This window comes from Methylobacterium fujisawaense (genome assembly GCF_014138435.1).
Taxonomy (GTDB): Bacteria; Pseudomonadota; Alphaproteobacteria; order Rhizobiales; family Beijerinckiaceae; genus Methylobacterium; species Methylobacterium fujisawaense.
Window position 1 is genome coordinate 361754 of sequence record NZ_JACJIM010000002.1, and the last position, 20577, is coordinate 382330.

Annotated in this window: 17 protein-coding genes; 9 read left to right on the plus strand and 8 right to left on the minus strand. The window is 68.8% G+C overall.

The window, feature by feature from the left end; all coding sequences use genetic code 11:
- Positions 1-28: 28 nt before the first annotated feature.
- Genes GGQ91_RS06640 through GGQ91_RS06660 form a run of 5 tightly spaced genes read right to left on the minus strand, consistent with a single transcriptional unit; the run spans position 29 to position 6596 of the window.
- The gene (locus tag GGQ91_RS06640) at positions 29-958 is read right to left on the minus strand and encodes a 3,5-dioxohexanoate:acetyl-CoA acetone transferase (RefSeq protein ID WP_043380028.1); all 930 of its coding nucleotides are present in this window, start codon (positions 956-958) and stop codon (positions 29-31) included.
- 2 nt (positions 959-960) lie between these two features.
- Positions 961-1884 carry a 3-hydroxyacyl-CoA dehydrogenase gene (locus tag GGQ91_RS06645; protein WP_182591816.1) on the minus strand — a complete coding sequence of 308 codons (924 nt, stop codon included), beginning with the start codon at positions 1882-1884 and terminating at the stop codon, positions 961-963.
- Positions 1881-4439, minus strand: coding sequence for a branched-chain amino acid ABC transporter ATP-binding protein/permease (locus tag GGQ91_RS06650; protein WP_182591633.1), 2559 nt, complete (start codon positions 4437-4439; stop codon positions 1881-1883). The genes GGQ91_RS06645 and GGQ91_RS06650 overlap by 4 nt, the downstream gene beginning before the upstream one ends.
- A 14-nt stretch (positions 4440-4453) precedes the next feature.
- Positions 4454-5329, minus strand: a complete 876-nt coding sequence (locus GGQ91_RS06655) for a branched-chain amino acid ABC transporter permease (RefSeq protein ID WP_043353271.1) — start codon at positions 5327-5329, stop codon at positions 4454-4456.
- A 7-nt stretch (positions 5330-5336) separates the two neighbouring features.
- Positions 5337-6596: an ABC transporter substrate-binding protein gene (locus GGQ91_RS06660; protein WP_182591634.1), complete on the minus strand. Its 1260-nt coding sequence runs from the start codon at positions 6594-6596 to the stop codon at positions 5337-5339.
- A gap of 119 nt (positions 6597-6715) precedes the next feature.
- On the opposite strand from GGQ91_RS06660, the gene GGQ91_RS06665 reads away from it, so the two are divergent.
- From GGQ91_RS06665 to GGQ91_RS06685, 5 genes are all read left to right on the plus strand, one after another.
- Positions 6716-7429, plus strand: coding sequence for a GntR family transcriptional regulator (locus GGQ91_RS06665; RefSeq protein WP_043353275.1), 714 nt, complete (start codon positions 6716-6718; stop codon positions 7427-7429).
- A gap of 2 nt (positions 7430-7431) precedes the next feature.
- Positions 7432-8199, plus strand: coding sequence for an SDR family oxidoreductase (locus GGQ91_RS06670; protein ID WP_043380039.1), 768 nt, complete (start codon positions 7432-7434; stop codon positions 8197-8199).
- A gap of 161 nt (positions 8200-8360) precedes the next feature.
- On the plus strand, positions 8361-10166 hold the full coding sequence (locus tag GGQ91_RS06675) for an IlvD/Edd family dehydratase (protein ID WP_182591635.1): 1806 nt from the start codon (positions 8361-8363) through the stop codon (positions 10164-10166).
- A gap of 198 nt (positions 10167-10364) precedes the next feature.
- Positions 10365-13352, plus strand: a complete 2988-nt coding sequence (locus tag GGQ91_RS06680; protein ID WP_182591636.1) for an FAD-linked oxidase C-terminal domain-containing protein — start codon at positions 10365-10367, stop codon at positions 13350-13352.
- 21 nt (positions 13353-13373) lie between these two features.
- Positions 13374-14054 carry a GntR family transcriptional regulator gene (locus GGQ91_RS06685; RefSeq protein WP_043353288.1) on the plus strand — a complete coding sequence of 227 codons (681 nt, stop codon included), beginning with the start codon at positions 13374-13376 and terminating at the stop codon, positions 14052-14054.
- Between the two features lie 4 nt (positions 14055-14058).
- Here the strand turns inward: GGQ91_RS06685 and GGQ91_RS06690 are convergent, their stop codons facing one another.
- On the minus strand, positions 14059-14988 hold the full coding sequence (locus GGQ91_RS06690; protein ID WP_043353290.1) for a class I SAM-dependent methyltransferase: 930 nt from the start codon (positions 14986-14988) through the stop codon (positions 14059-14061).
- A 185-nt stretch (positions 14989-15173) separates the two neighbouring features.
- Complete coding sequence (locus GGQ91_RS06695; protein ID WP_043353293.1) at positions 15174-15827, minus strand: GntR family transcriptional regulator; 654 nt, start codon at positions 15825-15827, stop codon at positions 15174-15176.
- A 194-nt stretch (positions 15828-16021) separates the two neighbouring features.
- On the opposite strand from GGQ91_RS06695, the gene dctP reads away from it, so the two are divergent.
- The 4 genes from dctP to GGQ91_RS06715 all read left to right on the plus strand — a co-directional run bounded on the left by dctP (position 16022) and on the right by GGQ91_RS06715 (position 19744).
- On the plus strand, positions 16022-17044 hold the full coding sequence (gene dctP, locus GGQ91_RS06700) for a TRAP transporter substrate-binding protein DctP (protein WP_043353295.1): 1023 nt from the start codon (positions 16022-16024) through the stop codon (positions 17042-17044).
- Positions 17041-17733, plus strand: a complete 693-nt coding sequence (locus GGQ91_RS06705) for a TRAP transporter small permease (protein WP_043380051.1) — start codon at positions 17041-17043, stop codon at positions 17731-17733. Before dctP ends, GGQ91_RS06705 begins: the two co-directional genes overlap by 4 nt.
- Positions 17730-19082 (plus strand): TRAP transporter large permease, encoded by a 1353-nt coding sequence (locus tag GGQ91_RS06710; protein WP_043356157.1) that lies wholly within the window; start codon positions 17730-17732, stop codon positions 19080-19082. Before GGQ91_RS06705 ends, GGQ91_RS06710 begins: the two co-directional genes overlap by 4 nt.
- Before the next feature lie 194 nt (positions 19083-19276).
- Positions 19277-19744 carry a YbaK/EbsC family protein gene (locus tag GGQ91_RS06715; protein WP_043356159.1) on the plus strand — a complete coding sequence of 156 codons (468 nt, stop codon included), beginning with the start codon at positions 19277-19279 and terminating at the stop codon, positions 19742-19744.
- 9 nt (positions 19745-19753) lie between these two features.
- On the opposite strand, the gene GGQ91_RS06720 is transcribed toward GGQ91_RS06715, so the two are convergent.
- Positions 19754-20566, minus strand: a complete 813-nt coding sequence (locus tag GGQ91_RS06720; RefSeq protein ID WP_043356161.1) for an enoyl-CoA hydratase/isomerase family protein — start codon at positions 20564-20566, stop codon at positions 19754-19756.
- Positions 20567-20577: the final 11 nt, after the last annotated feature.

Here is a 20577-nt window from a genome sequence, read left to right on the forward strand (position 1 = left end):
GCACTGTCCCGATAGGCAGGACGCGCTGTCAGAACGCGACCTTGTCGCCGCCCTTCAGCGCCAGCATCTCGCGCGCCTCATCGGGCGACGCGACGGCGAGGCCGAGCCCCTCGATGATCGACCGGACGCGGCGCACCTGCGCGGCGTTGGTCTCGGCGAGCTTGCCGGGCCCGTCCCACAGGCTGTCCTCAAGGCCGACGCGGACGTTGCCGCCCATCGCGGCCGCCATGGCGGCGATGTTCATCTGGTTGCGGCCCGCCCCGAGCACCGACCAGCGGTACTGATCGCCGAACAGCCGATCGGCGGTGCGCTTCATGTGCATCACGTCGTCGGGATGCGCGCCGATCCCGCCCTGCAGTCCGAACACCGTCTGGATGAACAGCGGCGCCTGCACGAGGCCGCGGTCGAAAAAATATTTCAGATTGTAGAGATGCGCGGTGTCGTAGCACTCGAACTCGAATTTCGTCCCGTTCGGACCACAGGTCGTCAGGATGTGCTCGATCTGGCCGAAGGTGTTGCGGAAGATGATGTCCTTGTTGCCGAGATAGTCCCGCTCCCACTGATGCTTCAGGTCCTTGAAGCGGTCGAGCATCCCGAACAGGCCGAAATTCATCGAGCCGAGGTTCAGGGAGGCGACCTCCGGCTGAAAGGTCGCGGCCGGGCGCACCCGCTCCTCGATCGACATGGTCGGCGCGCCGCCGGTGGTGATGTTCACCACGCAGTTCGAGCGCTGCTTGATCACCGGCAGGAACTTGGCGAAGGCCTCGGGTGTCTGGTCGGGCTGGCCGTTCACCGGATTGCGGGCATGCAGATGCACGATGGCGGCGCCGGCCTCGGCGGCGCCGATGGCGGCGTCGGCGATCTCCTCGGGCGTCACGGGCAGGTGCGGCGACATGCTGGGCGTGTGGATCGCGCCCGTCACCGCGCAGGTGATGATGACTTTCCGCTGTGAGGCCATGCTCAGTCCTTCTGTGATGCCTTGTGGGCCCGGAGCGCCGCCAGCCGCGTGTCGCGGCGGTTCATGCGTGCGGGTAGATCGTCCGGCGGCTGCCACTTGGCCAGGATCGCCTCGGTGGCCGGCGCCTCGTAGACCGAAGGCGGCGCCGGATCGGCGGCCAGGCTTTTGTAGAAGCCGGTATAGCGGGCGCAGTAATCGGCGATGCCGCCCGGCGCGTTCAGCTCGATCGTCTCGAACGGTCCCATGAAGCTCCAGCGCAGGCCGAGCCCGTCCGCGACGGTCTTGTCGAGATCCTGCGGGGTGACATAGCCCTCCGAGGCGAGACGGAACGCCTCCGCCAGCAGGGCGCCCTGGAGCCGGTTGAGGATGAAGCCCTCGATCTCCTTCAGCACCGTGATGGGGACCTGTCCGATGGCCTCGTACACCGCTCGCGCTCGTGCCAGAGCCGCCGGATCGGTCCAGGGCGCGCCGGAGATCTCCACGAGCGGGATCAGGTGCGGCGGATTCACCGGATGGCCGATGAGGCAGCGCGCCCGGCCCGGCAGATCCTCGGTGAACAGCGAGCAGCGGATGGCCGATGAGGACGACGCGATCACCGCGTCCCGCGGCGCGTGGGCATCGAGTTCGGCAAAGAGGGTCCGCTTGACGTCGAGCCGTTCGGGCCCGTTCTCCTGGACGAAGTCCACACCGTCGAGGGCGGCGGCGAGACTCCCCGCGCTCCGGATGCGCCCGGCAGCTCCCTCCGGATCGGTACAGAGCCCGTTGGCCGCCAGGGTGCGGAGTCCTTCGGCGCAGAGCGGGAGCGCAGCCTCGGCGACGCCCTCGGCGGAATCGAACAGCCGCACGTCCCAGCCGGCGCGGGCGAAGATCATCGCCCAGGCCCGGCCGATCAGGCCGGCGCCGACGATTGCGACGCTTTCGGTCATAGCCACAGCACCTTCCGTCTCAGCTCCTGATCTTCGCGCAAGAGGCGCGACTCGCCCGCCCACTGCACGCTGCCCCGCTCCAGCGCCACGGTCCGGTCGGACAGGGCCAGCGCCAGATCGAGGTGATGGTCCACCAGGATGATCGCGATCTCGCGGCGCAGCCGGTCGAAGGCCTCGAACAGCTCTTCGGTCACGGCCGGCGACAGGCCTTCGAACGGCTCGTCGAGAAGCAGGAGCCGCGTATCGCCCGACAGCGCGCGGGCCACCGCCACCATCTGCTGCTCGCCACCCGACAGGCGGGCGGCATCGACGGTCCAGCGCTCCTTGAGCCGCGGGAAGAACTCCAGAACCTTCTCCTCGTCCCAATGGATGCCGGCACCGGTGAGCCGCCGCAGACGACCGAGGCCCAGATTCTCCGCGACGCTCATCCCGGCGAACAGCGCCCGCCCCTGCGGCACGTAGCCGATGCCGAGCCGGGCGATCTTGTCGGGCGAGAGGCCCGCGATGTCCCGGTTGGCGAGCACGATCCGGCCGGCGGCCGGCGATGCTGTGCCGATCAACGTCTTGAGCAGGGTCGACTTGCCGGCGCCGTTGCGGCCGAGGAGCGCCACCACCTCGCCCCGGTTCACCGTGAGGTTGACCCCGTTGAGGATGTGCGACTTGCCATAGAAGGTATCGACGCCCTCCATGGCGAGCAGCGTCTCGGCCTCGGCGGCGCTGGCGCGCGGCTTCGCGGCGATCGCCGCCGTGCCCGATCCGAGATAAACCGCCTGGACCCGGGCATCGTCCCGGGCATCCGCGACGGAGCCGTCGACCAGCACGGCGCCGTCGGCCATCACGGTGACGCGGTCGGCCAGACGGAACACGCGGTCGATGTCGTGCTCCACGAGCAGGACCGGGATGTCGGCCGAGAGCGCCTTGATCAGCTCGCCGACGCGCTCGCGCTCGGCGGCGGCCAAGCCGGCGAGCGGCTCGTCGAGAAGCAGCACGCGGGGTTGCGTGGCCAGCGCCAGCCCCATGTCGAGGAGCCGCTGGCCGCCGTAGGACAGGCTGCCGGCCTCGGCCCGCTCGATCCCGGCGAGGCCCGTCCAGCGCAGCAGCTCGGCGGTGTCGTCGGCGATCGCGCGGATCGAAAGGGCGTCCCGCCAGGGGCTGAAATGCGCCGCGTGGCGCGCCTGCACCGCCAGGCGGACGTTCTCCTCCACCGAGAGGCCCGGGAACAGGTTGGTGATCTGGAACGAGCGCCCGAGTCCGGCCCGGGTGATCGCGTGCGGTTCCAGGCCGGCAATCTCTTGACCGTCGAGGCGGATGCTGCCGCCGCTCGGCCGGAACATGCCGGAAAGCAGATTGAAGGCCGTGGTCTTGCCGGCACCGTTGGGGCCGATCAGGGCGTGAAGCGTCTTGTCCGCCACCGCGAAGGAGACGCCCCGCACCGCGTTCACGGGGCCGAAGTTCTTCCTGATGGCATCGGCGACGAGAACCGGTCCCGTGCCGCGTCCCTCGGCGATGAAGCGCGCCGGGACGCGGCCCGAGGCGCCGGCGCGGCGGGCCGCCATGGCCGCGCCCTCGGTCGGGACGCGCCGGAACGGCTTGAGCAGCCGCGCCGCGATGCCGACCAGCCCGTCCGGCGAGAACACGATGAAGGCGACGAACAGCAGCCCGAAATACAGCAGCCAGTCGGCGGTGTAGATCGACAGGAACTCGCGGAACAGGATGTAGAACAGCGCGCCGAGGGCCGGCCCGAGGAACGAGCGCATCCCGCCGATCACCACCATGGCGAGCAGTTCGCCCGAGAACGCGATGGAGATCGGGTCGGCCGAGGTGAAGCGATGACTGTAGGCCGAGAGCGCCCCGGCCAGCCCGGTGATCGTCGCCGAGATCACGAAGGCCGCGAGCTTGTAGCGGTTGGTGGCGTAGCCGAGGAAGCCGGCACGCTGCTCGTTCTCGCGGATCGCCACGAGTACCGTGCCCATCGGCGAGCGCCGGAACCGCCAGAGCGCGACCAGCACCGCGAAGGCGATACCCGACACCGCCGCGTAGTAGGCGCCGGGCTCCTGCAGCACCGCCCAGCGGTGCAGGTTGCCGATGCCGTTCTCGCCGCCGGTCAGGTCGGTCCAGCGGAACGCGATGGCGTAGAGCATCGCCGTGAAGGCGAGCGTCAGCAGCGAGAAGTAGACACCCCGCCGTCGCAGGATCAGGGCTCCGGCCGCCAGAGCCGCGACTCCGGTGATCGCCAGGGCGCCGAGGAGCGGCAGCGCCATGTCGCCGGGGACAAGCCGCGTCTGCAGGATCGCCACCGCGTAGGCGCCGATCCCGAACCACGCCCCATGGCCGAAGGAGGTGAGCCCGGTCCAGCCGACCAGGATGTTCAGGCCGAGCACGGCCAGGGCGAAGATCACCACGTCGGTGGCGGTGATCAGCGTCAGGCCGATGGCGTCGAGGGCGAAGGGCAGGACGATGAGGGCGGCGAGCGCCGCCCAGAGCTGGCGGCTCTCGCGCAAAATCAGGCCGCGCTGCGGCAGGGCGAGCGGCAGCGGCTCGGCGGCTCCGGACATGGGACGCTCTCCGCTCACTCGAACCGGGCGATGTGCTCGCCGAACAGGCCGCGCGGGCGCAGCAGCAGGACGAGCACCATGAGGGCGTAGACGGCGGCCTCGGTGGCCGGCGGATAGGCGTAGGCGGTGAGGCCCCGGACCACGCCGACGATCAGCGCGGCGAGCACCACCCCCCAGAAAGAGCCGAGGCCGCCGATCACCACCACCACGAAGGCGAAGGTGAGGATCTCGGCGCCCATGGCGGGCTGGACCCCTGTGACCGGGGCCATCATGGTCCCGGCCAGCGCCGCGAGCCCCACCGCGATGGTGACAACGGCGGTCATGTAGGGCCGGAGCGAGATGCCGAGGGCCGCGACCATGTCGGGGTTCTGCACGCCGGCCCGGACCACGCGCCCGAAGCTGGTGCGGGTCAGGAGCAGCCAAAGGCCGGCCACGCAGGCCACAGCCACCACGAGAATCGAGAGCCGGTAGCGCGAGTAGATCAGGTCGCCGATGAAGACCTGACCGCGCAGCCATGTCGGGATCCCGAACGGCACCGGCGCCGCCCCGAAGGCCATGCGCAGGGCCTGCTCGGCCACCATGGCGAGTCCGAATGTGAGGAGCAGACCGAGGGTCGGATCGCCGCGATAGAAGCGCCGCAACAGGAAGCGCTCGATCACGAGCCCGAGCACCCCCACCGCCAGGGGAGATGCGATGAGGGCGCCGCCGAAACCGATCGAGGGGGTCAGCAGCACGGTCAGGTAGGCGCCGATGGCGTAGAAGGCACCGTGGGCGAGGTTCACGATGCCGCCGAGGCTGAAGATCAGCGACAGGCCGAGCGCGATCAGCAGATACTGCACGCCGATCAGCAGGCCGTTGAGCACCTGCTCCAGGATGAAGACGAGCTGCATGACGGCCTCACGCCGGGAAGGTGCAGGCGTTCTCGTCACGGGTGGTGGCGAGGACCTCCAGGCTCTCGCCGGGACCGGGGAGCGGCCCGGTCGAGGTGAAGATGTCGTAGGGGTTCTTGACCTGATCCGCCGGCAGGGCGGTGATCGCGAACATCTCCTGCATCAATTCGTGGTCCCAGGGGCGGAAATAGCCCTCGCGGACCTTGGCGATGTCGAACTTCGCGCCCGATTCCAGGTGCTCGACGACCTTGATCGACTCGGTCGCCTTCACCTCGTTCATCGACTGCGCCACGATCTTGAGTGCGGTGTAGTCGCCCCAGCCCTGGTTCTCCGGCGGCTTCTTGTACTTGGCCTTGAAGGCGGCGACGAACGTCTTCGCCGAGGGCGAGTCGATCTGGTGATGCCAGATCACCGGCCAGGTTCCGAGGAAGTTGCCGGGCCCGGCACCCCAGGCGAGCGCCGTGTCGAAGCCGAAGCCGGCGACCGGGAACGGCAGGCCGAACTCGCTGTATTGCTTGAGGAAATTGGTGATCTGCGCGCCCGCGAGGTTGCAGATCACGAGGTCCGGCTTGGCCTGACGGAGCTTGAGCAGGAAGGGCGAGAAGTCCGTGAGCTCGGTGGGAATCAGATCCTCGCCGACGAGCGTCGCGTCGTTGGCCGCGAAGTATTTCTTGGCCTGCTTCAACAGGTCGTGGCCGAAGGCGTAGTCGGCCGTGAGCGCATAGACCTTGCGACCCTTGATCAGGCCCCGGTCGAGCAGCGCCCGCCCGCAGGCGCGCACCATCATGGTGTTCTGCGATTCGACGTGGAACATGAAGCGCTTGCAGTCGGAGCCGCGCAGCGCGTCCGAATTGGCGCCGGTGTTGATGAACAGGATCTTCTCCCGCTGAGCCACTTGGCTGATCGCCAGCGCCGAAGCCGAGTTGATCTCGCCGACGAGGCACGCCACGCGGTCCCGCTGGACCATGCGCTCGGCCTTGGCCGAGGCGGTCTGCGGGTTGACGCTGTCCTCGGAGAGAAGCTCGACCTTCCGACCCGCGATGCCGCCCGCGGCATTGATCTCCTCGACCGCGAGCTGCGCCGCCTGCACGGCGAACTCGCCGAGCGGTCCGAGGAAGCCGGTCCGCGGCGTCAGGTGCCCGATCCGGATCACGTCCGACTGACCCTGCGACAGGGCCGGGCTCGCAAGAGCCGGCGTGAGAAGCGCCGCGCCGCCGGCTTTCAGAAGGCTGCGGCGAGAAAGGGAATCCCCGAACCGGTCCGTCATCGTTCCGCTCCCGTGCGTTTCCTCCAGCCGGGTTGTTGTTGTGGGCTCTGGCGGCCCTCACCCAAACTGTGATCACAGATCACTAGCGCGATAGTGCCGGATCCGTCTAGGGTCGGCATATGAATTCCACATCGGTCCTTGCCGAACTGCCTCTGCTCGAACGGCGGACCCTGTCCGACACCGTCTACGAAGCGCTGTCGGACCTCCTGGCCTCGGGACGGCTGGCGCCGGGCGACCGGCTGTCCCTGCGCCAGAGCGCGGCGGCGCTCGGCGTCTCGGTCATGCCGGTCCGCGAGGCGGTGAGCCGTCTGGCGGCGGACGGCGTGCTGGAAGTGGCTCCGAACCGGGTGATCCGGGTGCCGGTCATGAGCGCGGACGCCTTCCGGGCCCTGGTCGAGACCCGCATCGCCGTGGAGGGCATCGCCGTGGCCCGTGCGGCCGAGCTCCGGACCGCCACTGAACTCGCAGCGATCCGGCGGACCGAGGCCGCGTTCCGGGCGGAAGCGGAGGCGGCAGAGCCCGACCGGGCGCGCGCGGTGCAACTCAACCGCGATCTGCATTTCGCGATCTACGGTGCCTGCGGACTCGGTCCCCTGCAGGAGATCATCGCCCGGCTCTGGCTGAAGGCGGGCCCGGTCATCAATCTGGATCTGCGCGCCCATCCGGAGCGGCTGCGCCAGGGTTTCGCGCTTCGGCGGCACGCCGAGGCCGTGGTGGCGATCGAGAACCGGGACGGCGCGGCCGCCGCCGCCGCGATCGCGGCCGACATCCGGGAAGCCGCGGAGTTCATCTTGACCCGCGGCGGATTGCGGGACGTTCAGGGAGAGGACTGATCATGGATCTGGGGATTGCCGGCCTGCGTGTCTTGGTGACGGCGGGTGCTGCCGGAATCGGCCGCGGGATCGTCGAGGCCTTCCTGGAGGAAGGGGCGCGTGTCTTCGCCTGCGACGTAGACAGCGAGGCCCTGGCCGGTCTGCCGGACGCGGTCGGCCGTATCCGGACCGATGTCGCCGACCGCGATGGCGTCGCCACGATGATGGACCGCGCGGTCGAGTTCCTCGGTGGCCTCGACGTGCTGATCAACAATGCCGGCATCGCCGGCCCGACCGGCCGGGTCGAGGAGATCGCCCCCGAAGAGTGGGACCGATGTCTCACCGTGTGCCTGACCAGCCAGTTCAACTGCGCGCGCCTTGCGGTGCCCCATCTGCGCCAAAGCCCGAATGCCTCGATCGTCAATCTGTCCTCGGCGGCCGGCAAGTTCGGCTTCGCCCTGCGCAGCCCCTACGCGGCGGCCAAATGGGGGGTCATCGGCTTCACCAAGTCTTTGGCGATCGAACTCGGCGGGTCCGGCATCCGGGTGAATGCGATCCTGCCGGGCTTGGTGGCCGGCGACCGGCAGCGCCGGGTGCTCGAATCGAAGGCCCAGCAGCAGGGCACGAGCTTCGCCGAGATGGAAGCCCGCGCCTTCTCGTTCGTTTCGGTCAAGGACTACGTCACCGCCCGGCAGCTCGCCGACCAGATCCTGCTGCTTTGCTCGCCCCGCGGCCGGACCATCTCGGGTCAGGCCATTTCCATCGACGGTGACACGCGGATGCTGTCCTGAAATCAATCCAGCGCCGATGAGGCTGCCCTGCCTGATGCGCCGGAGTATCCAAAACCGAGTCCGGGGCGCCGCGACCGCGACCGCGGTCGCGCGTCCTGCGGCCGCTGCCGAAGACAGGAGCCGGACCGTCCGCGCCGGCCACAGGATGCGAGGAAGCGACCATGAGCGACAAACGCCGGATCACCCCATCTGACCTGCGCTCCAAGGCGTGGTTCGACAACCCGCACAATCCCGGCATGACCGCGCTCTATTTGGAGCGATACCTCAACTATGGACTGACGCCGGAGGAGTTGCGTTCGGGCAAACCTCTGATCGGCATCGCCCAGACGGGGTCCGACCTGTCTCCCTGCAACCGCCACCATCTCGAACTCGCCAAGCGGGTCCGGGAAGGCATCACGGCGGCCGGCGGCGTTGCCTTCGAATTCCCCTGCCATCCGATTCAGGAAACCGGCAAGCGTCCGACCGCGTCCCTCGACCGAAACCTCGCCTACCTGTCCCTGGTGGAGGTGCTGTACGGCTATCCCCTCGACGGCGTCGTCCTGCTCACCGGCTGCGACAAGACCATGCCGGCCTGTCTGATGGCGGCGGCCACGGTCAACATCCCGGCGATCTCGCTGAATGTCGGGCCGATGCTCAACGGCTACTTCCACAAAGAGCTGACCGGCTCGGGGACGATCGTCTGGAAGGCCCGGGAGCGGCACGCGGCGGGCGACATCGACTTCCAGCAGTTCATGGACATCGTCGGATCCTCGGCGCCGTCCACGGGCCACTGCAACACGATGGGCACGGCCTCCACGATGAACGCGCTCGCCGAGGCGCTCGGTCTCGCCCTGCCCGGCTCGGCGGCGATCCCGGCCCCCTACCGCGAGCGCGGGCAAGCCGCCTACGCCACCGGCCAACGCATCGTCGAGATGGTCTGGGAGGACCTCAAGCCCTCCGACATCCTCACCCGCGAAGCCTTCGAGAACGCCATCGTGGCCAACGCGGCGATCGGCGGCTCGACCAACGCGCCGATCCACATCAACGCGATTGCGAAGCATATCGGTGTACCGCTGACGTGCGACGACTGGGAGCGGGTCGGATTCGAGATCCCTCTCCTGGTGGACATGCAGCCCGCCGGACGCTGGCTCGGCGAGGAGTACTTTCGCGCCGGCGGCCTTCCGGCGGTCTTCGCGGAGCTGATCGACGCCGGGAAGGTCCACGAGGGCGCCCTGACCTGCAACGGCCGAACCGTGGGCGAGAACTACCGCGGCCGGCACAGCTGGAACCGCGACGTGATCCGTGCCTATGGCGCGCCGCTGATGGAGCGCGCGGGCTTCCTGAACCTCAAGGGTACCCTGTTCGATTCGGCGATCATGAAGACCTGCGTGATCTCCGAGGAGTTCGCGGCCCGCTACCTGCGCAATCCGAACGACCCGATGGCCTTCGAGGGGCGCGTCATCGTGTTCGACGGACCGGAGGACTACCACACACGGATCGACGACCCGGCGCTCGACATCGACGAGAACACGATCCTGATCATGCGCGGAGCCGGACCGATCGGCTATCCCGGCGCCGCCGAGGTGGTGAACATGCAGCCGCCGGGATCGCTGATCCGGCGCGGTGTCACCGCACTGCCCTGCATCGGCGACGGCCGGCAATCCGGCACCTCCGGGACGCCCGCCATCCTGAACGCCTCGCCCGAGGCGGCCGCCGGGGGCGGGCTGGCCCTGTTGCAGACCGGCGACCGTATCCGCATCGACCTCAATCGCCGGAGCGCCGACATCCTGCTCCCGGCCGAGGACCTCGCCCGCCGGCGCGCGGATCTGGAGGCGCGCGGCGGCTATCCCTACCCGGCGACCCAGACGCCGTGGCAGGAGATCTATCGCGATCAGGTCGATCAGCTCGATCAGGGCATGGTGCTCAAGGGCGCGGTGAAGTTCCAGAAGGTCGCGCAGGTCTCCGGAGTGCCGCGGGACAACCACTGAGGCCTGTTCCCCGGGTCGGCCGCGGGGTTGAAACATGCGGTGTCCTGAGCAACCCTTGCGACGGCCCTCCGGGCCTACGGCTGCACAGGGCATCGCGAGCCCGCTCTCCAGCGCGACAGCTCGGCCGGTTTGCTCTGCACTGAATTTTGAATACATTTCCCGTCAGGTGGGCATGTCCCATCACGGGAGGGATCGATCGTGACGGAAGCGAGGGCGCATGCCCCGGCGCCGCGGGCCGCGGCGCGCCTGGAAGCCGGATTGCCGCGCAGGCTGGCGGAGCAACTCCAGGGCGAGGCGCGGTTCGACGCGTTCACGCGTGGACGCTACAGCACGGACGCGTCGATCTACCAGATCATGCCGGCCGGCGTGGTGCTGCCGCGCTCCGCGGCCGACATCGCCGCAACCCTGCGCATCGCCGCCGAACACGGCGCGCCGGTGATCCTGCGCGGCGGCGGCACGTCGCAGAACGGCCAGCCGATCGGGTCGGGCCTGGTGGTCGACTGCTCGCGGTACTTCAACGGCGTCCGGGCCTACGATCCGGAGGCGGGCACGATCACGGTCGAGCCCGGCATGGTGCTGGAGCGGCTGAACGCCCGGGTGAAGGCCAACGGATGGTTCTTCCCCGTCGAGCCCTCGACGGCGACCCGCTGCACCATCGGCGGTATGGCGGGCAACAATTCCTGCGGCGCCCGCTCCCTGCGCTACGGCAAGATGAGCGACAACGTCCTGTCGATGGAGGCGCTGTTCCACGACGGCGAGGCCTTCGGCTTCGGACTGACCGGTGACGTCCGGTCGGGCGTGAACGGCTCGGATCGGGCGGCGGCGCTGGCCGCGAGGATGCGCGGCCTCGCCGTGAACCACCGCGCGGAGATCGAGGCGCGCTTCCCGAAGGTCCAGCGCCGCGTCGGCGGCTACAACCTCGACGCGCTGATCGAAGCGCAGCCGAACCTCGCGCACCTGCTCGTCGGATCCGAGGGCACGCTGGCCGCGACCACGGCGGTGACGCTGAAGCTCTCGCGCCTGCCGACGCACCGGGTGATGGGCGTGTGCCACTTCCCATCCTTCCGGGCCGCCATGGAGACGACCCGGCACATCGTCGGCCTGGACCCGGTGGCGGTCGAGCTCGTCGACAACAACGTCCTCGTGCTCGGCGCCGATATCCCGCTGTTCCGCACGACGCTGGCCGACATCACCCGCGGACAGCCGAACTGCCTGCTGCTCACCGAATTCGCCGGCGACGACCTCGCCGCCGTGACGCGCGACCTGAAGCGCCTCGACGCCTGCATGGCCGATCACGGCTTCCCGGACGCCGTCGTGGAGGTGGTCGAGCCCGCCCGCCAGAAATCGGTGTGGGAGGTTCGCGAGGCCTGCCTCAACATCATGATGTCCATGAAGGGCGACGCCAAGCCGGTCTCCTTCATCGAGGATTGCGCCGTCCCGCTGGAGCACCTCGCCGATTACACAGACGCGGTCACGGCGGTCTTCGCCAAGCACGGCACCCGCGGCACGTGGTACGCCCACGCTTCGGTGGGCTGCCTGCACGTTCGCCCGATCCTCGACATGAAGGAGGCTGGCGACGTCCGCCGGATGCGCGCGATCGCGGAGGAGACCTCCGAGCTGGTGCGCCGCTACAAGGGCTCGTATTCCGGCGAGCATGGCGACGGCATCTCACGCTCGGAATACATCGAGCCGCTGTTCGGCTCGGTCCTGACGCGCGCCTTCGAGGACGTGAAGGACGCGTTCGATCCCGAGAACCGCCTGAACCCCGGCAAGATCGTGCGCCCGCTCGCGATGGATGACCGGTCTCTGTTCCGCTTCAAGCCGGACTACACGGTGACGGAGCCGATGAAGCCGGCGCTCGACTGGTCGGATTGGGGCGGCTTCGGCTCCGCCGTCGAGATGTGCAACAACAACGGCACCTGCCGGAAGCTCGCCGGCGGCGCCATGTGCCCGTCCTACCGGGTGACGGGGGAGGAACAGCACCTCACGCGCGGCCGCGCCAATTCCCTGCGGCTCGCCATCTCGGGCCAGCTCGGCAAGGAGGCCTTCACCAGCCCGGAGATGAAGCGGACTCTCGATCTCTGCGTCTCCTGCAAGGCCTGCCGCCGGGAATGCCCGACCGGCGTGGACATGGCCAAGATGAAGATCGAGTTCCTGCACCATTACCACGCCCGCCACGGGCTGCCGCTCCGCGAGCGGCTCATCGCCATGATGCCGCTCTATGCCGGGGCGGCCGCGAAGCTCGCGCCGATCCTCAACCTGCGCGACCGGTACCCGGCCCTCGCGGCCCTGTCGGAGCGCGTCGCCGGCCTGTCGGCCAGGCGCTCGTTGCCGCGCTGGCGTCGGCCCTGGAGCGAGCAGGGCGAACCCGCGCATACCCACGACGTCGCGGGGGATTTCCGCGACGTGATCCTCTTCGGCGACACCTTCAACCGCGCCTTCGAGCGGGAGAATCTCGAGGCGGCCGAGCGCGTGCTGCTGGCCGCGGGCTACCGGCTGCATCGGGTCTATCCGGCCCGCGGCCGGCGCCCGCTCTGCTGCGGCCGGACGTGGCTCTCCGCCGGCCAGACGGACCGGGCCCGGCTGGAGGCGCGCCGAACCCTCGACGCGCTTCTGCCCTTCGTCCGCGCGGGCGCGCGGGTCGTCGGCCTGGAACCATCCTGCCTGCTCACGTTCCGGGACGAGTTCACAGCGCTACTCCCCGGTGCGGATTCGGCGCTTCTGGCGCGGCAGTCCGTCCTGTTCGAGGAGCTGCTGGCGGCAGACCTGACGGCGGGCCGGATCGCGCTACCGTTCGCGGACCAGGGCGGGCGCGTCGCGCACCTGCACGGCCATTGCCACCAGAAGTCGTTCGGCGTGATGGGCTCGGTGGAGACGGTGCTCCGGGCCGTGCCGGGGCTCGACCTACGGGTCGTCGAATCGAGCTGCTGCGGCATGGCCGGCGCCTTCGGCTATCGGCCGGAATCCATCGAGACATCCTTCGCCATGGCAGAGCTGTCGCTGTTCCCGACCCTGCGCGCCGCCGGGCCGGACGATCTCGTGATCGCCGACGGGACAAGCTGCCGACATCAGATTCACGATGGCCTCGGTCTCGAGGCGGAACATGTGGCTCGCGTTCTCGATCGGGCCCTCGTGCCTCGACACTCCATTGCCGGAGACTTACACATACACAACAGGTCGCACTGATCTGGTTTGTGTCGGGGGACCATGAACAAGATCGAGCCCGGGATCGGCATCAGCCGCCGCTACCTCCACGACGAGGTCGCGGACCGGATGCGGGAGCTGATCCGGTCCGGGGAGATGGAGCCGAAGGCCCGGATCAACGAGAGCGAGCTGACGGAGCGCTTCGGGATCTCGCGGACCCCGCTCCGCGAGGCGATCAAGATCCTGGCGACGGAAGGGCTGCTCGAACTGCTTCCGAACCGCGGGGCGCGGGTCGCCAGCATCTCGGAGACCGAGCTCGAGGAAATGATGGAGGTGATCGCCGGGCTCGAGGCGACCGCCGGGGACCTGGCCTGCCGCACCATCACCGACGCCGAGATCGACGCCCTCGCGGTCGACCACGACGCGATGGTGGCGGCTTGGCAGTCGGGCGACGAGGCGGGCTACTTCAGCCACAACCGCCGGATCCACGAAGGCATCATGGCGGCCAGTCGCAACGTCATTCTGGCGAATATCTACGAGAGCCTGTCCGGCCGGATCCAAAGGTCGCGGTATTCCGCGCACCAGACCCCGGATCAGTGGGCCCGCGCGGTCTCCGAGCACGAACGGATGATCGAACTCCTCCGTGCCCGGGACGGCGCTGCCCTGGCCGTCCTGATGCGCGAGCATATCCGCGGGAAGAAGTCCGTCATCGCCGCCAATTACGGCGCGGCGGAGGTTGCCTGAAGGCTCAGCCCGGCATCCCCGTCATCTCGAACCAGAACGACGCGCCCGGGGTGCGGGAATCGTTCGCGTAGAGGAACGGAATGTCCGGTCCGGTCGCGCGGGCGGCAAAGACCGTCTTCACCCGGGCGCTCATCGCCGGGTCCTGACAGATATACATCACCGGCACGGTCACGCGGAACGGCGGAGCGCCGCACAGCAGCATCGCGGCCAGAAGATACTGCTCGTTGTACAGGCGGCAATTCCAGGCTGACGGATAATCGTCCGGAATGAAGATGTCGTGGATCTGTACGATCACGCCCGGCGCGAGGCGCGGCATCACCTCGAAGAAGAACACCGTGACGTCGGAGTTCGCGAAGGACCGATGCGATCCATCGAAGAACAGGATGTCGCCGGCCTTCAGTTCCTCGAAGATCTTCAGGTCGCAGGATTCCAGCGGGCTGCGGACGGTCCAGTCGCACAGGGCGTCGATCTCGCGGCGTGGCATCGGATCGATGGAGGTGATCCGCGTCGGCAGCTTCAGCGTGTCGATCGCGTGGCGCGCGAAGCAGGTCGAGCACCCGGAGCCGATCTCGAAGTATCGTTCAGGGCGCTTCCAGGCCAGCATCGTCAGCAGGGCGGCGCCGTCGAGGGCGGTGAACCACGTGTTGTTCCAGTGCGGTGCAGCCGAACCCGCAGCGTGCGCGTCGTGCGGGACGCTATGGAGCAGGTCGGCCTGCGCTTCCAGGGCGGTGAGGAATGCCTCGTAGGCCGCATGGTTCTGGCCGAGGACGGCTTTGAGCCGGCCGTGCGGCGCCTGGCCCGGCTTCCACCGCGCGGACGGTACGACCGGATAGTAATCGTGGACCGTATGACTCCAGCGGAAGGCTTCGCCGCTCGCCCGGAAGATATCCACCCCCGCGCGTCGGCCGGCAGTCCTGACAACGTCCTTCAGCATGGTGCCTCCCGGGTTCCGGGTGAAGGATGCCGGGATTGCAACTTCTGGTCGAGTCCGGTGGACCACCTACGCAGTCCGACCTGATTTCACGGTTAGGAGGCGATGAAGACGCACCGGCTTCGCGGCCCGCTGCGGGCGGTCTGCGCCGCGGGATGATCGTCGGGCACCCGGAGAGGTCGAAGCTTTCAGGCCGCGCTCTGCGCCCGCAACCCCGCGACCAGATCGGTGAACCGGTCACCCTGGACGATGACGTGGCTCCGGAGCGCCTCGGCCGCCCCGACTTCGTCTCCGGCGATGATGGCAGCGACGATCGCTTCGTGTTCGGCGAGCGATTGCGGCAGGCGCTGGCGCACGCGCAGCTGCAGACGCCGATACGGCGCGAGACGGCGGTGCAGGGACAGCGCCTGCTCCGCCAGGAAGGCGTTGCGGCTGGCCCGATACACCACCGTATGGAACACGTAATTCTCGGCGTAATAGGCCTCCGTATCCTCCGTCGACAGGGCCCCGCGGCAGCCTTCGAGGGCGGCGCGCAGCGCGGCGGCATCCTCGGCCACGAGGCGGCGTGCGGCGAGGCGACCGCACGCCGCCTCGATTTCCGCCATCGTCTCGAACATGGCCAGCAGCAGGTGTGGCTCGGGCGCACTGACGATGGCGCCGCGCCGGGGCTTCGTCTGGACGAGTCCGGTCACGGCGAGCTGCAGCAGCGCCTCGCGGATCGGCGTGCGCGAGACCCCGAAACGGGCCGCGAGCTGATTCTCATCGAGCCGCGATCCCAGCGCGAGTTCGCCCGCCACGATCTCGTCCTCGATTCGCTGCCGTAGCCGTTGCGCGTGGCTCATGCGCCTGGTTCCTCCCCCGATCGTCGGGCCGCGCGTCGTCCCGCCCGTTGAGGCCGGCGGATGTCCAACGCACGCGAACATTATGCTGGAGCATTGACAAAATATACAAGGCGGTTTTCCATGCATACAACGAAGCGCCCCACTATTGCGGCGCACAAAACTTTGCCGCGTTGTTTGCGGTGCGGGAGAAATCCATGACGCCAACTCGTCGCTCGCTGATCGCGGCCACGCTCGCGGCTCCGGCGGTACTGCGGTTCGGGCTGGGCTCTGCCCAGGCCGCCACCACGCTGAAGCTGTCCCACCAGTTCCCGGGCGGCACCATCGACGAGGGCGACTTCCGCGACCGCATGTGCCGGAAGTTCGCCAAGATGGTCGGCGAGCGCTCGAAGGGCGCCCTGGACGTTCAAGTCTATCCCGGCTCCTCGCTGATGAAGACGAACGCCCAGTTCGGCGCGATGCGCAAGGGCGCCCTCGACATGTCGCTCTATCCGAGCCCCTATGCCGGCGGCGAGGTGCCGGAGCTGAATATCGGCCTGATGCCGGCGCTGGTGACGTCCTATGCCCAGGCGGTGGCCTGGAAGGCGGCGCCGGTCGGGCGCAAGCTCTCGGAAATCCTCGACGCCAAGGGGATCGTCCTGGTCTCGTGGGTCTGGCAGGCCGGCGGCGTCGCGAGCCGCGAGCGCGCCCTCGTTTCGCCGGCCGACGCCAAGGGCATGAAGGTCCGAGGCGGTTCGCGCGAGATGGACATGATGATGAAAGAGGCCGGCGCAGCCACCCTCTCCATCCCGTCGAACGAATCCTACGCGGCGATGCAGACCGGCGCCTGCGATGCGGTGATCACCTCGTCCACCAGCCTGATCTCCTTCCGCCTGGAAGAGCTGTCCAAGGCCCTCACTTCGGGCCGCGAGCGCTCCTACTGGTTCATGCTCGAGCCGATCATGATGTCGAAGATCGTGTTCTCGGGCCTGCCGAAGGAGCAGCAGGACCTGATCATGGCGGTGGGCACCGAGCTGGAAGCCTTCGGCCAAGCCGGCGCCAAGGAGGATGACACTCGGGTCGAGGAGATCTTCTCCAAGGCCGGGGCCAAGGTCGTCCAGGTTGACGAGAAGTCGCTGGGTCAGTGGCGGGACCTCGCCCGCAACACGGCCTGGAAGGACTACGCCGCCAAGAACGCGAACTGCGCGGAACTGCTGAAGCTCGCGGAGCAGGTCGCGTGAGCCACGGCTTCGACGCGGCTACGGCCGCTCCGGAGGCGCGGGGCGCGGCCGAGCCGCGTCTGCCCGGCCTGCTCGGCGCCTTCGACCGGACGATGCGCCTGCTGAATCAAGTGATCCTGGCGGTCGGCGGCCTCTGCCTGGTGGCGGCCTGCCTCGTCCTGACCCACAGCGTGGTCGTCCGCTATCTCCTGAAGGAACCGACGGAGTGGCAGGACGAGATGGCGGTGTTCCTGATCATCGGGGCCACCTTCCTGTCGGCCGCCGGCGTCCAGGCCAAGCGCGGCCACGTCGCGATCGAGGCCCTGACCGGTCTCCTGCCGCCGGCCGCCAACCGCGTGCGCCTTCTGCTGGCCGACATCGTCAGCCTCGCCTTCTGCCTGTTCTTCGCCTGGAAGAGCTGGTCGCTGGATCACGAGGCCTGGGTCGACGGGCAGGTCTCGCAATCGACCTGGGGGCCGCCCCTCTGGATCCCCTATACGCTGATGTCCGTCGGGATGAGCCTGCTGTGCATCCAGTTCGTCCTCCAGATTGCCGAGGGCCTGGCCTACGGGCCGCGGGCCGCCGGCTGGGCACAGCCCAAGATCGGGCTCGGGGCCGACGTCAACCGCGACATGCACGGGGCGCCCGAGGTTGCGCCTCGAGGACCGGATCCGATGGGTCAGACCGTTTCCGCGAAGGTTGAACGATGAGCACGGCCGCGATCGGCTTCCTGTACGCGGGCGCGACCCTGGGTGCGATGCTCTCGGGCATCCCCATCGCCTTCGCCCTCGGCTTCGTGGCGCTCGCCTTCATGGTGGCGTTCATGCCCGGCGCCTCCCTCGATACGGTGGCGCAGAACGTCTACGAGGAGATGGCCTCCATCACCCTGCTGTCGATCCCGCTCTTCATCCTGAAGGGTGCGGCCATCGGCCGGTCCAAGGCCGGGCAGGACCTCTACTCGGCCATGCACGCCTGGATGCACCGCATCCCGGGCGGTCTCGGCATCGCCAACGTGTTCGCCTGTGCGCTGTTCGCCGCCATGGCGGGCTCGAGCCCGGCAACCTGCTCGGCGATCGGCTCGGCCGGCATCCCGGAGATGCGCAAGCGCGGCTACTCGCCGGGCTTCGCCGCCGGGATCATCGCGGCGGGCGGCACGCTCGGAATCCTGCTGCCGCCTTCGATCACCATGATCCTGTACGCGGTGGCGGCCGAGCAGTCGCTCGGACGCCTGTTCCTCGCCGGTATCGGACCCGGGCTGCTGCTCGTGGCCCTGTTCGCGGCGTGGTCGATCGTGCGCTTCCGCTCGGAATACGCCGCGGCCAAGGCCGTGATGGAGCGTGGCGGACCGGCCTCGCCGATCCTGGCCGACGATCAGTACAGCATGGCGCAGCGCTTCTCGACGCTGCCGCGGGTCCTGCCCTTCGTGGTCCTGCTCACCGGCGTGATGGTGGCGCTCTACGGCGGCTACGCCACGCCCTCGGAAACCGCGGGTCTCGGCGGCCTGATGGCGCTGGCGCTCATCGCCGCGATCTACGGCGTCTGGCGGTTCCGCGACGTCACGCCGATCCTGACCGCGACCCTGCGGGAATCGACCATGCTGATGCTGATCATCGGCATGTCGCTGCTCTACGCCTACGTGATGAGCTACCTGCACATCTCGCAATCGGCCGCCGCTGCGATCGTCGCGATGCAGCTCTCGCCCTGGCTGCTGCTGCTGACCATCCTGGCGTTGGTGATCGCGCTGGGCTTCTTCCTGCCGCCGGTCTCGATCATCCTGATGACGGCGCCGATCATCCTGCCGCCGCTCAAGGCTGCCGGCTTCGACCTCGTGTGGTTCGGCGTGGTGATGACCATCACCATGGAGATGGGCCTGATCCACCCGCCGGTGGGCCTGAACATCTTCGTCATCAAGAACATCGCCCCCGACATCCCGCTGTCGGACATCATCTGGGGGACGTTGCCCTTCGTGATCCTGATGGCGGTGGCGATCCTGATCCTGTGCCTCGTCCCGGGCATCGCCCTGTGGCTCCCGGACCTGCTGCTGGCGACCACACGGTAGGCGGACCGAAGCATCGATTCCTCAGGCAGGCCCTTCTCCGTCCGGGGAAGGGCCTGCCGCATGCCGGGGTGCAGCCGCGCGAGCGCCACCTCCCACGCACCGGCGGGTCGCGTCCAGGCGATGGCTGAAGCGTGCCGGTGCGCCTATGGCAGCGGGCTTCCCGCACTGCCCTGATCGAAGCTTCGGAACGAATCATGAGTCTCGCATCCGTGCGCGCCTTCTTCGCCGAGAAGGCGCCCGACATCGCGGTCATCGAGCTCGAGGCCAGCACCGCGACCGTCGCCGAGGCGGCCGAGGGCCATGGCGTCGCTCCGGCGCAGATCGCCAAAACCCTGTCGATCCGCGTGGGCGATCATGTCGCTCTCGTCGTCACCCGTGGCGACGCGCGTCTCGACAACAGGAAGGCCAAGGCCGTCTTCGGCGGCAAGGTGAGGATGCTCGATCTCGGCGAGGTCGAAGCGGTCACCGGCCACCCGGTGGGCGGCGTCTGCCCGTTCGGCCTGGCCACGCCCCTGCCCGTCTACTGCGACGTCTCGCTCCAAGCGTTCGACGAGGTGGTGCCGGCCGCCGGCGGCACCCACAGCTCCGTGCGGATCGCGCCGACGCGGATGGCCGCGTTGACAGATGCCGCGTGGGTCGATGTCTGCGCGCTGCCGACCTGAGGGCTGCCCTCAGCGCCCGGTCCAGTTGGGCGGGCGCTTGCCCAGGAAGGCCTCCATGCCTTCGCGGAAATCCTGGCTCATGTAGCACATGAGGATCAGGTCATCGCCGGGATGTGGCGCGCCCTCGGCGACAGCCTCCTCCTCCGCCAGCCGCCGGAGCCCTTCCTTGGTCGCCTGCATGGTCAGCGGCGCGTGGTTGGCGAGGAGCTGCGCCAGGGTATCGACCCGCTCGGTGAGCGCGGCGCGATCGTCCACCATCTCGCCGATCAGCCCGATGGCCAGCGCCTCCTCGGCCCCGACCAGGCGGGCGGTGAAGATGATGTCCTTCACCCGTGCCGGCCCGATCAGACCGGAAAGCCGCTTCAGATTGCCCTGGCTCAGGCAATTGCCCAGCGTCCGGGCGATGGGGAAGCCGAAGCGGGCATCGCGGGTGGCGATGCGGAGGTCGCAGGCCGCCGCGATGGCCGCGCCGCCGCCCGTGCACGCACCCGCGATGGCCGCGATGGTCGGAACCCGCAGCCGCTCCAGGGAGCCCAGCACCTTGTCCATGAACCGCTCGTAGCCCAGCGCATCCTCCGCCGTGCTGAAGCTGCGGAACTGGGCGATGTCGGTGCCGGCCGCGAAAGCCTTCTCGCCGGCCCCGGTGATGATCAGCGCCTTGATGGCCGGATTCCCGGCGATCGCCTCGCAGCAGGTGATCAGGCCCTGATACATCGCGAAGGTGAGCGCGTTGCGGGCCTGCGGCCGATTCAGGACGATGCGGGCGATGCCGGCCTCATCGGTCGTGAACAGCAGTTCGTCGGTGGCGGGCGTGGCACTCATGCGCGGGGTCT

What these genes read in the sequence shown, in the direction of transcription:
- GGQ91_RS06640 (WP_043380028.1), bottom strand. Translation starts at nt 958, where the DNA reads ATGGCCTCACAGCGGAAAGTCATCATCACCTGCGCGGTGACGGGCGCG.
- GGQ91_RS06710 (WP_043356157.1), top strand. Translation starts at nt 17,730, where the DNA reads ATGAGCACGGCCGCGATCGGCTTCCTGTACGCGGGCGCGACCCTGGGT.
- GGQ91_RS06690 (WP_043353290.1), bottom strand. Translation starts at nt 14,988, where the DNA reads ATGCTGAAGGACGTTGTCAGGACTGCCGGCCGACGCGCGGGGGTGGAT.
- GGQ91_RS06685 (WP_043353288.1), top strand. Translation starts at nt 13,374, where the DNA reads ATGAACAAGATCGAGCCCGGGATCGGCATCAGCCGCCGCTACCTCCAC.
- GGQ91_RS06645 (WP_182591816.1), bottom strand. Translation starts at nt 1,884, where the DNA reads ATGACCGAAAGCGTCGCAATCGTCGGCGCCGGCCTGATCGGCCGGGCC.
- GGQ91_RS06665 (WP_043353275.1), top strand. Translation starts at nt 6,716, where the DNA reads ATGAATTCCACATCGGTCCTTGCCGAACTGCCTCTGCTCGAACGGCGG.
- GGQ91_RS06720 (WP_043356161.1), bottom strand. Translation starts at nt 20,566, where the DNA reads ATGAGTGCCACGCCCGCCACCGACGAACTGCTGTTCACGACCGATGAG.
- GGQ91_RS06695 (WP_043353293.1), bottom strand. Translation starts at nt 15,827, where the DNA reads ATGAGCCACGCGCAACGGCTACGGCAGCGAATCGAGGACGAGATCGTG.
- dctP (WP_043353295.1), top strand. Translation starts at nt 16,022, where the DNA reads ATGACGCCAACTCGTCGCTCGCTGATCGCGGCCACGCTCGCGGCTCCG.
- GGQ91_RS06675 (WP_182591635.1), top strand. Translation starts at nt 8,361, where the DNA reads ATGAGCGACAAACGCCGGATCACCCCATCTGACCTGCGCTCCAAGGCG.
- GGQ91_RS06655 (WP_043353271.1), bottom strand. Translation starts at nt 5,329, where the DNA reads ATGCAGCTCGTCTTCATCCTGGAGCAGGTGCTCAACGGCCTGCTGATC.
- GGQ91_RS06670 (WP_043380039.1), top strand. Translation starts at nt 7,432, where the DNA reads ATGGATCTGGGGATTGCCGGCCTGCGTGTCTTGGTGACGGCGGGTGCT.
- GGQ91_RS06715 (WP_043356159.1), top strand. Translation starts at nt 19,277, where the DNA reads ATGAGTCTCGCATCCGTGCGCGCCTTCTTCGCCGAGAAGGCGCCCGAC.
- GGQ91_RS06650 (WP_182591633.1), bottom strand. Translation starts at nt 4,439, where the DNA reads ATGTCCGGAGCCGCCGAGCCGCTGCCGCTCGCCCTGCCGCAGCGCGGC.
- GGQ91_RS06660 (WP_182591634.1), bottom strand. Translation starts at nt 6,596, where the DNA reads ATGACGGACCGGTTCGGGGATTCCCTTTCTCGCCGCAGCCTTCTGAAA.